We start from the raw sequence: 14,531 nt of genomic DNA, 5'->3' as shown, positions 1-14,531 counted from the left end.
TAGCGAGTTATTTATTCAGTGGAATAAGTGTTTATTCAGGGAGGTTAAATAGAAAATGGCCTTTCGGCCATTTTCTTGTTTATTTATGCAATGAAAAAAAGCTTATTTTTTTTCATCTTTTTTTGGTGCTGGCCATAGGAAAGCCGCAATCGCTGGCAGCACGATAATTGCCGCTAGCATGTTCACAAGGAACATAAAGGTTAGCAATATACCCATATCTACTTGGAACTTAAGTGCAGAGAAGAACCACGTAGAAACACCAATAGCAAGCGTAATTCCAGTTAGTAGCACAGCACTGCCACGCTCTTTCAACGCTGCAAAGTATGCTTGCTCCACCGAATCACCTTCGCGTAAACGGGCACTCATTGTCGACAAGATATAAATACCATAGTCAACCCCGATACCCACACCTAAGGCGATTACAGGTAACGTTGACACCGTTAAACCAATGTCTAACCCTGTCATTAAGCCTTGCGCGAGTGTCGACACAACATAAAGAGGCAATACAACAACTATAGTTGCACGAATACTTCTAAAGCTAATTAAACACAGCAGTATGACAGCGCCATAGACGTATAACATCATTGGTAATTGTGCAGCCTCTACTGCTTCATTAGTCGCAGCCATAACCCCCACTGGACCTGATGCTAGTTTAAACTGTAAAACATCATTATTTAGTTCGGCAGAGACTTCTTTCACTTTAGCAACTACACGCTCTATGGTTTCTGCCTTGTGATCTTCAAGGAACAGCACCACAGGCATAACACTACAATCACGGTTTAATAGACCACTTGTTGTTGGAACTCGAGCAATTGATTGCACTAAGGTTTGTTGGTTACGCGATAGCACACGCCACTTTGGGTTACCTTCGTTGTAGCCAGCATTAACCACTTTAGCAATCGACGCTAGGCTCACAGCAGACTGAACACCTGGCACGTTTTCTAGTCGCCATTGGAAGCGATCAATCACATCAAGATTATCATATGATGTACAAGCATCAGGTTGAGTCTCCACAATGACTGTCATGTAATCAACACTGATCGCATAACGATCTGTGATTAAAAATGTATCTTGGTTGTAACGTGAGTCTTCGTGCAATGAAGGAGCTCCAGCATGCAATTCACCAATTTTCATGTTCTGCGCATGGTAATAGCCAAACGCATATAGACCTGCCGTTAACACAAGGATAACTGTTGCAGGGCCGCGCGTAGCCAAACTTGCCATTGCGTGCCAAACATCAGATTTATGGACGCCAGAATGACGCTCCGGTTTTTGTGGTTTATTTTCTAACTTCATGTACGAAATCAGAACTGGCAGCAATACCAAGTTCGTCAAGATGATCATTGCCACACCTAGCGACGCTGTTATGGCAAGCTCTCTTATTATGCCAATGTCGATAGACAGCAGCGTAATAAAACCAATGGTATCTGATAGAAGCGCAACACCACCCGGGATCAGCAACGCTCTAAAGCTATTCTGAGCACCTTCTTTACAGGTGATCCCTGTGCGTACTTGCTTAACAACTGAGTTAATCATCTGTACACCGTGGCTCACACCAATAGCAAACACTAAAAACGGTACAAGGATAGACATCGGGTCTATACCAAAGCCTAAGCTAGATAGCATACCCATTTGCCATACTACAGCAATTAACGAACAGGCTATGGGTAGGAATGTGAGTGTAATCGAACGACAGAAGAAAAATACCATGACAGCTGTAATTGCAATCGCTAAAGCGAAAAACGCAACCACGCCTTTAGCACCATCAGCAACATCGCCTACCATTTTGGCAAAGCCAATAACATGCACACTGATTTTATTGTTCTCGTACTTTTGACGAATATCTTCTTCAAGTTGCTTAGCAATTTTAAGCGTATCTAGTTTCTCACCTGTATCAGGGTCAATTTCCATCAAAGATGCAGTAACCATTGCACAACTATAATCGTCAGCAACTATACGGCCTACAATACCCGCCTTTTCTATATTTCCTTTTACAACCGCCAGGCCTTTTTCATCTGGCTTGAAGTTGGCAGGGATAACAGGACCACCAGCGAAACCGTCTTCGACCACCTCAACAAATCGAGTACTCGGCGAATACAGTGACTTTACGAGGATCCTATCGACACCGGGAATAAAAAATAATTGGTCATGAACCCCTTTTAACGCATTGAAGAAAGGCTCATTGAAAATATCTCCGTCTGCATCACAAACCGAGATAAGAATGTTGTTAGCACCACCAAAATCCTTCTGATGCTTCAGGTAGGTTTTCATGTATTGATGGTTGAGCGGAATATTTTTGGTAAACGCCGCGTCCAGTTTTAATTGCGTTGCTTGAAATAGCAAAACGGCTGTCGCAACAATAAACATCGCCAACACAAAGGCGCGATGTCGGAAAATCCCGATTTCTATTTTTTGAATGGCAGAATTAATACTCATAGAACTACTTTGTGATTGTTATTGTCTTAATACCGTCCTCGGATACGGCAATCAGTTTATTTTGATACCAAGCACCCGCGATTAGCGCTTTGCCATCAGGTTGTGGACGCGCCATAAAACGTTGTCCATCATCACTACTCACTAACAACATGCCGCTGTTACCAAGTAGAAAAATTCTATCATCGTCGGTTAACACTATATCATTGATAAGCGCAGTCGTATCAGTATCAATATGCTGCCAAGGAGTACCGTTTCGAAGGCTTCTAAATACATTGCCACGTAAGCCTACCGCTAGCAAGTTGCCTTGCTGTGTTCTGTCAATGTCAAAAAAAGACCCTTGATAAATGCTGTCTAGCTGCTCCCACACAACGCCAAAGTCATTACTTTTAGCAATTAAACCAAGTTCACCAACTAAGTATGCTGTACGACCATCTAAGACCATTTTATTAAAATGTGGAAGAATAGTGCCGCGTTCATCTAAGTACGCTTCTTCATCTTCCATTTTTAATTCATTTAAATACTCTACGTCTTCTTCTGGTAAGAACTCACTGTGGAACTCTTCTTTCCACGTTTGTCCACCATCGGCCGTTCTAAAAAACTGTCCATATGCACCTAGCGCCACACCATTGTTTTCGTCTTTGAAAACAATATCCAACAATGGTTTCTCTCGCTCAGGGAAATACTGTTGAATCGTCCAAGAATTACCACCGTCATTGGTCGCTAAGATTGTTGAATCGTGCCCAACAGCCCAGCCTTTGCTGACATTGACAAATGTGATAGCCGTTAATGTAGTATTGACAGGTACATCTACTTGTTGCCAAGTAACCCCATCTGTAGATTTTAAAATGTGCCCTCTTTCTCCAACCGCAATAAGAAAACTTTCGTTGACAGTTTCAATATCTAACAGCAACGATTTGCTTGCTAACGGGGCTTGCATAGCAGGCATTGGATCTATAGCAGCTGTAGCTTGTATAGCTATGGTGCTACTCAAGATTGCGGCAAAAAAACTCTTCATTAACTAACCACACTTATTCTTAGATTTAAACAAAAACGGCTGACATTGTAGCCAGCCGTTTGCTGAGGAATGCGTCGATTAACGACGACCTTCCCTACGTAACGCTGCTGGCGTAAATGATTTATCTTTTAGCTCAGCACCAAAGTCGTACATATTCGCTTCGTTATCTAAACCGATAGCAATGTAACGACGTGCTTGAATGTCATGGAACACTTCAAGCGTAGACCATTGTGTCGGTACTTCATAGTAATTAATACCATGTGCAACACCTACACGGTATAGCTCATCACGGTTATCGTAAATATCGGTAACTGCTACTTGCCAGCTATCTTCGTCAATGTAGAAGACACGTTTCTTGTAGATATGACGAGTATCACCTTTCAAGTTAGCCTCAACAACCCATACACGGTGCTTTTCATAACGCACTAAGTCTTGATTGATATGGCCTGGTTGAATGATGTCATCATAGCTCACACTGTCACTATGCAGGCGGTAGTCGTTATATGGAATTAACAACTCTTGCTTACCCTTTAGTGTCCAGGTATAGCGATCTGGCGCGCCATTGTACATGTCGAAATCATCAGTTGTACGCAAGCCATCTGACGCTGTACCTGGTGCATCATATGCTACGTTTGGCGCACGACGAACACGACGCTGACCCGTATTGTAAGTCCACGCTTGGCGCGGAGTCTTAATTTGATCCATTGTCTCATGTACTAATAGTGCAGTACCTGCAATACGTGCCGGCTCCGACACTTTTTGCTTGAACTTAAACAAGATGTTAGTTTCTTGTAGCTCTTCTGGATTCGCACCTTTTACATTGTATGGAAGCATTAATTGCTCATCAAAACCAATGTACGTGTAGTCTCCACTTGCTGTTGGTGCAGCTTGACCACCTTGACGTGTTAGTGCTTCACCACGGTAACGTAGAATATGGTTCCAAATGGCTTCCAATCCTGTTTTTGGAATTGGGAATGGAATACCAACTGCAGCTTGCGTAATTCCGTTACCTTCTTCAATCAATTCAGTACGCGTAGCGTTCTTCATCGTTTCGTCATACACATGTTGCGGGTATGACGCAGAGCGGCGTGTTTGGTATACGTTCATTTTGAACGTATCTGGATACGTTTCAAACAACTTGATTTGACCTGGCGTTAAAAACTCTTTGTATTCATCCAAGTTTTGCGCTGTCACTGTGTAAAGGGTTTTGTCTTCTGGGTACGGATCAGGGTGATGATCACCAACCGAGTAACCCGCTGGTACAGACGTAATACCACCTGTCCACTCAGGGATTGAGCCGTCAGCGTTTGCGCCACGAACAGCGCCCATAGGTGTTAATTCAGTCGTTAATTTTGCAGCTTCTTCTTCAGAAACTTTTGCTAGTGCCGCACCACTAGCAACCGCTAGTGATACCGCCATTGATAATAGGGTAAGTTTTTTCATTATCGTTGTTCCCTTAAATCGAGTACTTGATACTAAACGAGATGAAATCTCTGTCTTCTAGTTTATTGGTCGTACCTACACCATCGAAGAATGCATTGTAACCGAAGTTTGCTTGCCAACGACTTTGGTAATCGAAATCAAGACCGAATGAAACCGACTTACGATCTTCAATAAACAGGAACAATGGATCAGGTGTAATACCTTTTACATCGTGTGAGAAAACGATTCGAGGAGATACATTAATACCCGCGAATACGTTGTTGTAATCGAGCTTAACTAGTGCACGGTAGCCCCAAGAGAACTCTTCTGGGAATGGGTTTGTTTCAACACCATCTTGAATCGCTAATTCTAGGCCTTCTTTACCCGCTATACCGCCATTACGTGCAGTACCAGGACCATTTAAACGTAGTTCATCTTCATCAGGCATATCATTAATATTGATACCACCCACTTCTAGTAGACCAGTTAACTGGCTTGCACCAAATGTAGGTCCAAATAAGTGAGTCAGCGTGAACTGCGCTTGCACTGTGTCAGACAGAATGAAACCGTCTGCCTGTTCGCCAGGACCGAATACTGGCATTTGAGAAACGCCGTCTAAATCAGGGCGAATACCTGCATTAGCAAGTTGTTGTGGCATTGCCGCGAATAACAACTCTACGTCGTCAATCTGTAAAGGCTCATCTTGACGGTAAGTGACTTCACCAGCGAATGCTGTTGTACCAATCGTAGTGTTGAAGCTCATTGCATAAAGTTTGATGTCTTCAGGGTATGACAATAACACTTTAGAGAAGCCAGCTAGGTCGTAATAGTTGTCTTCAGTAATTTGGTTACCAGCGATGAAATTCAAATCCTGAGCAACAGAAGCTGTCGTAAAGTCAGCTGTAATTCCAGAAAACAAAGGACGACGGCTGTGGTAGTTCATGTGGTATAAACTAATCTCGGTATCGTTTAATTCAGGTAGATACCAAGATAAGCGCAAACCATATTGGCCACCATCTTCCGGCTCGATTACTGCTTTGTCCCCTGGTGCACGCAACGTTAGTTTTGTACCGTAACCTAAGTAACCCGCAGAAGCTGCAGCTATTTGCGCAGGGTCACCTGAACTTAACATATCACCCAACCCATTTAGCCCAGCTAAAACAAAGTCAAGATCCATGTCTGGGTTACTTGAGAAGTTCAACTGTACGTTGTTGTAGTGACCACCGTCACCAGCAAAGTCGTTTGTAGAGAAGTAGCTACCTGGCGCTGGGATTATTGTTTTTTCCCAGTCGTATTGGTAGAAAGCTTCGATGTTAAAGTTCTCTGTTACACCTAATGACGCCCATACAGCGCCGAAAGGAATAAACGCTTCTTTAACTTCAGCACCCGGCGCACGTAAACGCGCAATATCAACCGGGTTCAACTCACTAATACCATGAGCGATCAACGTACTTTCACCCCAACTAATGACCTGTTGACCAACGCGAACAGAGAATGGCATTTCACCAATATCGAAATCACCATAGAAGAATGCATCTAACAATCGAACGTCTTGACAAAGCTGTTCTTCAGCTTCGCTATCACGACAAGGATCGTTGTTAATGCCTGATGTTGGATTTGACCATGCACGGTCTTCATCCGACATTTCAAAATCATAGAAGTACATTCCACGAACGAAAACACCCATGTTTTCGTAGCGGATATCTAGTTCATGCACACCTTTAAATACAGTAGAAAATGCTTCGCCAGAATCGAAGTTTAAATTGCCGTTGTCACCGTTGGTTGAGTATATACCCTGACCATCCCATAACTCAGCGCCTGTTGGTTGTACATTAAATGAAGGATGGTAAGTGCTAAAGTCGAAACCATTGTTTACATTATTAGCTTTACCGATGTTGTCATTCCAGTTGCGATCTTCAACTCGGATGCTGGTACCTAATGAGAAGGTAGAGTCGAAGCTAATATCAAAATCGCCTAATTGGAAGTTTGCAGCCGAAGCTGACGATGCAGTCATTGCCATTAGCGCGGCTGTTACACCTATCGCCAAAGGCTTTTTGCAAAACGATACACGAGGGCTATGTTTCATTCATTCTCTCCCCAGTCCTGAAACAAAGTATTTTCTACTTCTTATTTTTTTAGTGTCCACTTTGTGGATTAAACAATAATTGCATCATTTTCACTATGAGGCAAGGGCAAAACGACCAACAAAAGGCACTTATTTTTCATGACCTGTACACTATAAAAGCAGTTTTTCGATAACTCGTTTAAAACACTTGTTTTAAACATTTTAAAGGTAAGAGGTATTGCCGGAAGAACAAGCGTATTATGGACTACATACCTAACATAACCTCTATCTATAATACGCCACTTGGTCAGACCACTGTTTAAAGCATATACTCTAATTATCGTAATTTTGTTAATGAAATGAATTTATTATTCGCAGTTTCTAAGCAAAATGTGCCCTTAACGCCGCCTGCCGTCATAAATTTTCTCATATGCATAGCGGGAAATTGAACCCGCTGGCCATTCGATGCTGTGGTAACAATGCTCGAGTACTGCCCTCTGTAATAGGGCAGGAATTCTTCAGGTGTCATTGTTAGCGTAAAGTAATATTTCAATCTTACTGCTCTGCTAATGCCGCGTTTAGCTTCTCTGTAATATCTTTTGATAGTTGCGGTGATTGGATAATAGTTTCCAATGCCTGAGTCATAAGTTTTTGATATTCGCCAGAGAATGCCTCACGTTGAATAAGTGGAGTTATTAGGCGCGACGCTACCTGCGGGTTAAGTTTGTCCATTTCTACGACCATATTCGCAAGGAAGTTATACCCCTGCCCCGATTTACAATGAAACTGTTTAGGGTTTTGCATCGCAAAAGCCCCTACTAACGCACGCACTCGGTTAGGGTTTGTCATTTCAAAATCAGGGCGTGTTTTTAACGCCTCCATGTGGGCAAACAAATCACTGCTTGGAATATTAGTGTTTACGCTAAACCATTTGTCCATCACCAACGTGTCATTAATCCACTGCTGCTCAAACTTTTGCAATAAAGTGCCTGCACCTGATGTTTGCTGTCTCACGGCAATAGTCAGTGCGGCTAGTTGGTCAGTCATGTTGTCTGCGTTGCCGAATAACTTGGACACCAGTTCATGATGTTCTGGCTTTACTGCTAAGTAGTTTAGTACAACAGAAGAGAGCGCACGTTGTCCTGGTGCACTTTGAGCATCAGAATTAATTGATTTTCTAGATTCATCAAAGAGACTCAACAATGGTTGTTCAAATACATTTGCCACAAAAATTTTCAAGCGCTCTAGCACTTCAACTAGGGCTTGTGCATTAACGTTCTGTTCTGATCCTGTAACTTCATCAAATGAAGGCAACGTTAGCATCAACGCTTTAAAGGCAGGATCAATATCTGCATCGATAACAGCCTGAAATGTTCGCATTACACTCTCTGAAATTTCGTCATTATCGTTTTGCATGAGGCGAACCACTTCTTTACGTAATATGGACTGCCCGGCCTCCCATACACTGAAGCTATCTTTAGCGTGTTCAACGATGGACAATAGTTCGTCATCCGACTGTTCAAAATGTACCTTAACGGGTGCAGAAAACTCCGCAAATGGTGCTACAACTGTCGATTGAGGAACATCAAATGACCAGGTTTCACTTTCAGATTTAAGCTCCAATAGCTCTTCTATGACTTCGTTCGATGCTGGCTTGATAAACTCTACTTTGATAGGGATATGTAGCGCTTGCTTTTCAGGTTGTGATGGTGACGCTGGGGTTACCTGGCTGAATGTTAAATGAAGTCGCTCATCAAAATATCGCTTTTCTATCGTGACTTCAGGTGTACCTGATTGACCATACCAGCGTTTGAATATCGACAGGTCTCGGTTATTCGCTTCAGCCATCGCGTTAACAAAATCATCGCAAGTGACGGCCATCCCATCAAACTTTTCAAAATAACGATCCATACCAGCTCTAAAGCCTTGTTTACCCAGTAAGGTATGAAGCATGCGAATGACTTCGGCACCCTTTTCATAAACAGTCAGTGTGTAGAAGTTATTCATCTCCATCACTTTTTCAGGTCGGATCGGGTGAGACATTGGGCCGGCATCTTCTGCAAATTGCTGGGCTCTCAATACTTTTACGTTTTTAATGCGAGTAACTGCAGCAGAGTGCATATCCGCACTGAATTGCTGGTCACGGAATACAGTCAATCCTTCTTTCAAGCTAAGTTGAAACCAATCACGACACGTTATTCGGTTACCTGTCCAATTATGAAAGTACTCATGTGCAATGACGGCTTCAATATTAAAGAAGTCTACATCGGTAGCGCTTGCCGTATCTGCCAATACATATTTGCTATTGAACACATTAAGCCCTTTGTTTTCCATAGCACCCATGTTGAAGAAATCGACAGCAACAATCATGTATATGTCTAAGTCATACACTAGGCCAAACGTCTCTTCATCCCAGCGCATTGAATGCTTTAACGATGCCATTGCATGCTCTGCTTTTGATCGGTTTCCTTTATCTACGAATATCTCCAAAGCAACGTCTTTACCTGAAGATGTCGTATATGTGTCAGCCAACAAATCAAAATCACCCGCCACTAGCGCAAACAAGTAACATGGTTTCGGGAACGGGTCGTGCCAAGTGACAAAATGCTTTCCATTTTCCAGTTGTCCCCGCTCAACCGGATTTCCGTTAGCTAGCAAATATGGATAGGAAGCTTTATCACCAATTACTTTCGTGGTGAAAATAGACATCACATCGGGGCGATCTAAATAATAGGTAATACGCCTAAAGCCCTCTGCTTCACATTGCGTGCAATAGGCTTGTCCAGACTTGTATAAGCCTTCTAATGCAGTGTTGTTGGCTGGGTCGATTTCAGTGACGATATCCAGTGTAAATTCGCCAGACAACCCTTCAATAACAAGTGAGCTATCTGAAACGCTGTAATTGCTCTCTGCTATTTCTTTACCATCTACTAACAACGAAACCAATGTTAAATGCTCGCCATCTAACTCTAGCGGTTGGCTGTCTGTCGCCACTTTCTCCATAGAAAGTTGACTTGTCACTTTGGTTTTATGGTCGTCTAAATCAATAACTAAACGTGTTTGGTGAATGCGATATGGACTTGGTTGATAGTCCGCTAAAAATCGTGGCGTAAATTCTGACATGATGTCTCTCAATCTAAATCTTCAAAAATGGACATAAAAAAGCCTGCTTATGCAGGCTTTATCAGTGAATAGCTATTCAATAAAACTTAGCTTTCAGCCTTAACTAATTTTTTAATTTTAAAGCCAACAAAACCATATACAACAGCTAATACCGGATTAATTAAATTAAAGAAGCAATAAAAAACGTACTCTAATGGATTTACCATTAAGACACTATGCATGTAAGCACCACATGTATTCCACGGAATCAATGGCGATGTAATGGTGCCAGAGTCTTCTAACGTACGACTTAGTACTACAGGGTGCAATCCGCGACGCTCATACTCTTCTTTATACATTCGACCAGGCATGACTATCGCCATGTATTGGTCAGCAGTAATTAAGTTAGTGCCAATACACGTAGCTACAGTACTGGTAATCAAACTTCCTGTAGATTTCGCTGCTGCTAGAATTGAATCTACGAACTTTCTTAGCATACCTAAGTGCTCTAGTACTGCACCAAAGCTCAAGGCACACATAATCAACCAGATAGTGTTTAGCATCGACGCCATACCACCACCGCTCAGTAAGTCATTGAGCTCAGAGTTACCAGTCTCAACAGAAACACCATCAAAGAACGCCGTCCACACAACAGTTAATGTTGCTCGAACACTTTCAATCCCTTCTGCGGCAAGCCTTGCGATTAGCTCTTGTTGGAATATTACGGCCCAAATAGCACCTAAGATTGCACCAATTGAAACAGCTGGAAAAGCCGGTACTTTTTTCAATGCTAGCGCGAGTAATACAACAAGCGGAATAAGGTTGAGTGGCGAAAGGTTAAACTGATCTGCTAATTGCTGGTTAAGGGTATCGATTGCCACACTGTTTGCAGAGCTCGTTTCTGTTAAACCTAAAATGATGAAAATAATGATAGCAGTACAAATTGAAGGTACTGTCGTCCATAGCATATAGCGAATATGTTCAAAAAGTTCACTACCAGCAACAGCTGGCGCTAGGTTAGTTGTTTCAGAAAGCGGTGATACTTTATCACCAAAATATGCACCAGAAATAACGGCACCAGCTGTTATTGCAGAGGAAAGCTCTAATCCCTGAGAAATCCCTAGTAGCGCTACACCAATTGTAGCGGCGGTCGTCCAAGAGCTACCAATACTCATAGCGACAATACCACAAATGATACAAGACGCTGCATAGAACCAGCTAGGGTCAAGTATTTGCAGTCCGTAATAAATCATAGTTGGTACGGTACCTGACAGTAACCATGTGCCAATCAATGCACCTACTGCCAGCAGTATCAGAATAGCCCCTAACGATAATGAAATACCATTAACTATCGCTTTCTCAATATCTGGCCAACTAAAGCCATTTTTTAAGCCAATAAGTATGGCTATTCCCATAGCAACCAATAGCGCAATTTGGTTCGGGCCGTAAGATGAATTGTCACCAAAATACACCACCGCGAAGGCAAGCATAATCACCAGCGAAATAATGGGGATTAATGCGTCAACCATACTCGGAATTCTTGGTTGAGATTCAATTTGATCAGTCATTGCTTGTGTAAATCCTAATAATAATTATTTTGAGCCGAGTAGACGGCTAAATAACATGCCTACAGTTAGTAACTACTGCAAGACATTTATTAAAGTAATTATACTAAAATACGAAGCACATCATAGAGCGTATTTGTATAACTATTCGGGCTTGTTGTATAAACATTTGTGCAGAAATGGATACAAAAAAGCCGCCTTTTCATGGCGGCTTTCTTTTTTCTAGCATTCGCTACTTTTTAGCGACCTTACCTAATGCGACTAAATCGAATGTAATTTTTGCAGTTTCATCTAAGAAAGGATCTAACTCATCAAGCGCTTCGGGCAAGTCGTCTAAATTTTCAACTTTTGCTAACCCCAATCGCCCAAGCCTTTCGTTCGCTCTCACTAATCGTTTCGCCTTACGCTCTTCACGTTTAGTCTTACGCTCTTCCAAGTTAAGAGAAATACTCTTATCGTCTTCTTCCGCTTTATATTCAGCAATATCATCTGCTAGGTATAAAAACTCAGGATTGGTTTTGATTCGCTCTTGGTGAAGTGAGTCCAGATAAGCTAAATCAGTGCTCAAATCGTCTAGTTTACGATAACGAGCCTTTGAGATTTGATCCCAAGGCAGTGCGTTTTCTTCTTTGCTTTCGCCCCACTCTTCAGGCTCTATCGCTGAAGGGAATGCAATGTCAGGTTGAACACCTCTATGCTGCGTTGAGCCACCATTGATACGGTAAAATTTTGCAATAGTGAATTGAATGCTGCCAAGCGGGTTTTCATATAAGTCATAGACTCGGCCTAAACCACGATGCTGTTGCACTGTACCTTTACCGAACGTATTTTCACCAACAATAACGCCACGTCCATAATCTTGAATTGCAGCGGAAAAGATTTCCGATGCAGATGCGCTGTAACGGTCAACCATCACCGTTAATGGCCCTTCGTAGTAGCTGTATCCATCACGGTCGCTGTTTACTTGCACACGATTAGCGCCGTCACGCACTTGAACAACTGGCCCTTTATCAATAAATAGACCAGTTAAAAGTGTTGCCTCAGTTAACGAACCACCACCATTGCCACGTAAATCAACGATTACACCTTCTACTTTTTCTTCTTTCAACTTCTCAAGCTCGGCTTTAACGTCACGAGACAAGTTGTTATAGAAGCTAGGAATAGTAATAACACCCAGCTTTTTGCCGGTTTGCTCTAACGAATTTTCGTAGTATACGTCTGATTTTGCCGCACGATCTTCAAGTTTGATTTTGTCGCGAACAATAGACACTATCTTCATACTTGAGGCATCGTCAGACTCACCAGGCAGTACTTGCAATCGTACATTACTACCCTTAGGTCCCTTTATCAGTTCGACAACGTCATCTAAACGCCAACCAACAACATCTTCAAATTCATCCTCGCCTTGGGCAACACCGACAATGCGATCTTTTGGCTTGAGCTGATTTGATTTGTCCGCAGGACCACCATTCACAATACTTTGAATTACGGTGTAATCTTCCTCTGCACGAAGCACTGCACCAATACCTTCTAGCGAAAGATTCATTTCCATTTGGAAGCGCTCTGCATTCCGTGGAGAAAGGTATGACGTATGAGGCTCTACGACACGTGCAAAGCTGTTCATTACAATCTGGAAGACGTCTTCACTTTCACTTTGCTTCAAGCGTTTTATGGCATAACGGTATCGTTTACCCAATACCTCTTGAACCTTTTCCCACTCTTTACCCGCAAGAGTAAGGTTCAGCGCATCGTATTTTACTTTTTGACGCCAAAGCTCATTTAGCTCATCAACATCTTTGGCATATGCTGCATCTTCTCTATCAAAGTTGTATGACTCTTTAACAGTGAAATCAAAGGGTTTATCCAGCAAGGTTAACGCATATTCGTAACGCTCTAAGCGTCTTTTTAGGTTCAGGTTGTAGATATCGTAGGCAACATTGAGCTTTCCGCGAGCAATAACGTGGTCGAAGTCTTCACGATATTTTTGCAGACCTGCAATGTCTGATGCGAGGAATACATTCTTGGAATAATCGAGTTGCTTGAGGTAACGCTCAAATATCTGTTGTGACAGTGTGTCATCAACAGATATTTGCTTATAATGGGCTCGCGTAAATTGTGCCGTTATTCGTTTACTTGCAGCTGCGTGCTGTTGTTCAGGTTTTAGAACGGGAAGCGCTTTTTCGGAAACATCTTCAAAAGCAAAAGCTGTCGAAGAGAAAGCGAAAGAAATGGCAAGTGCGATACGACAAAATTTTTGCATGCCTGTTACCTCGAATTAATTTGTAAAAATATTTTGAATGTGAGTCTTAATCACCATTCCAGAGTCGAGTTGAACACTAACGTCGTTACCTGCTACTTCAGTAATGGTCGCATTCATTGGTGCGTTACCAAGTTGCACCTTAACACTTTGGTTAACTTTTATTGTAGATGATTCTACAGGTTTTAGTGGAGCTTCTGGCTTTTTCGCCTTCTTCACAGGTGTTTTAACTGACTTGAACTTGTTGCTACGTTTACTGTCACCGCTAGGTTTAGCATCGCTCTTCTTACCTTTATAAGGCTTTTTCTCTTTAGAGTCATGCGGTTTTTTGTTAGCAAACTTTTCTTGGCTTTCTTTCAACGTTTTTGCCGCATAATCCGCTTGTTCAGCATCAATTTCTTCAGCGTTATTTCCTTCAAGGTCTACGCGAAATTGACCTGCTTTCACAGCTTTTAAGTATCGCCAGCTGCTCGTATAATGGCGAAGCGCTTGACGCAAACGTGTTTTACTGACCGTTTCATCTTCTGCAAGTTTCTCTGCTAAATCTTGGAAAATGCCCACTTTTAGCGGTTTTGCAGCACCTTCAATAGAAAAACATGCTGGGAATTTTTCCGCTAAGTAAGCAATGATTTCTTTGCTGCTAGTACGTTTAGTTTCCATAAATACTAC

Annotated in this window: 9 protein-coding genes; all 9 read right to left on the bottom strand. The window is 42.2% G+C overall.

The window, feature by feature from the left end; translation table 11 throughout:
- Positions 1–102: 102 nt before the first annotated feature.
- A complete protein-coding gene (locus tag ACFSJY_RS09895; protein ID WP_386033773.1) occupies positions 103–2,436 on the bottom strand; it encodes an efflux RND transporter permease subunit in 2,334 nt (777 codons plus the stop codon).
- Between the two features lie 4 nt (positions 2,437–2,440).
- The gene (locus ACFSJY_RS09890) at positions 2,441–3,451 is read right to left on the bottom strand and encodes a WD40/YVTN/BNR-like repeat-containing protein (RefSeq protein ID WP_386033771.1); all 1,011 of its coding nucleotides are present in this window, start codon (positions 3,449–3,451) and stop codon (positions 2,441–2,443) included.
- A gap of 78 nt (positions 3,452–3,529) precedes the next feature.
- A complete protein-coding gene (locus ACFSJY_RS09885) occupies positions 3,530–4,897 on the bottom strand; it encodes a DUF1329 domain-containing protein (RefSeq protein ID WP_386035005.1) in 1,368 nt (455 codons plus the stop codon).
- Positions 4,898–4,907: 10 nt separating this feature from the next.
- On the bottom strand, positions 4,908–6,959 hold the full coding sequence (locus ACFSJY_RS09880; protein ID WP_386033769.1) for a DUF1302 domain-containing protein: 2,052 nt from the start codon (positions 6,957–6,959) through the stop codon (positions 4,908–4,910).
- A gap of 316 nt (positions 6,960–7,275) precedes the next feature.
- A complete protein-coding gene (locus tag ACFSJY_RS09875; protein ID WP_386033767.1) occupies positions 7,276–7,491 on the bottom strand; it encodes a DUF2835 domain-containing protein in 216 nt (71 codons plus the stop codon).
- Positions 7,492–7,493: 2 nt separating this feature from the next.
- Positions 7,494–10,061 carry an aminopeptidase N gene (gene pepN, locus ACFSJY_RS09870; protein ID WP_386033765.1) on the bottom strand — a complete coding sequence of 856 codons (2,568 nt, stop codon included), beginning with the start codon at positions 10,059–10,061 and terminating at the stop codon, positions 7,494–7,496.
- 86 nt (positions 10,062–10,147) lie between these two features.
- Positions 10,148–11,608, bottom strand: a complete 1,461-nt coding sequence (nhaC, locus tag ACFSJY_RS09865) for a Na+/H+ antiporter NhaC (RefSeq protein ID WP_386033763.1) — start codon at positions 11,606–11,608, stop codon at positions 10,148–10,150.
- Positions 11,609–11,837: 229 nt separating this feature from the next.
- Positions 11,838–13,865, bottom strand: a complete 2,028-nt coding sequence (gene prc, locus ACFSJY_RS09860; protein ID WP_386033761.1) for a carboxy terminal-processing peptidase — start codon at positions 13,863–13,865, stop codon at positions 11,838–11,840.
- Positions 13,866–13,880: 15 nt separating this feature from the next.
- Complete coding sequence (gene proQ, locus ACFSJY_RS09855) at positions 13,881–14,522, bottom strand: RNA chaperone ProQ (RefSeq protein WP_386033759.1); 642 nt, start codon at positions 14,520–14,522, stop codon at positions 13,881–13,883.
- Positions 14,523–14,531: the final 9 nt, after the last annotated feature.

Origin of the sequence: Thalassotalea euphylliae, assembly GCF_042682785.1 — a bacterium.
GTDB classification, from domain to species: domain Bacteria; phylum Pseudomonadota; class Gammaproteobacteria; order Enterobacterales; family Alteromonadaceae; genus Thalassotalea_F; species Thalassotalea_F euphylliae.
Note: the sequence above shows the minus strand (reverse complement) of the source record. Positions and strands in the feature narration are given on the sequence as shown.

Excerpts from the sequence above, each read along its gene's own strand:
- ACFSJY_RS09895 (WP_386033773.1), bottom strand. The coding sequence starts at position 2,436 with ATGAGTATTAATTCTGCCATTCAAAAAATAGAAATCGGGATTTTCCGA.
- ACFSJY_RS09890 (WP_386033771.1), bottom strand. The coding sequence starts at position 3,451 with ATGAAGAGTTTTTTTGCCGCAATCTTGAGTAGCACCATAGCTATACAA.
- ACFSJY_RS09880 (WP_386033769.1), bottom strand. The coding sequence starts at position 6,959 with ATGAAACATAGCCCTCGTGTATCGTTTTGCAAAAAGCCTTTGGCGATA.
- pepN (WP_386033765.1), bottom strand. The coding sequence starts at position 10,061 with ATGTCAGAATTTACGCCACGATTTTTAGCGGACTATCAACCAAGTCCA.
- nhaC (WP_386033763.1), bottom strand. The coding sequence starts at position 11,608 with ATGACTGATCAAATTGAATCTCAACCAAGAATTCCGAGTATGGTTGAC.
- prc (WP_386033761.1), bottom strand. The coding sequence starts at position 13,865 with ATGCAAAAATTTTGTCGTATCGCACTTGCCATTTCTTTCGCTTTCTCT.
- proQ (WP_386033759.1), bottom strand. The coding sequence starts at position 14,522 with ATGGAAACTAAACGTACTAGCAGCAAAGAAATCATTGCTTACTTAGCG.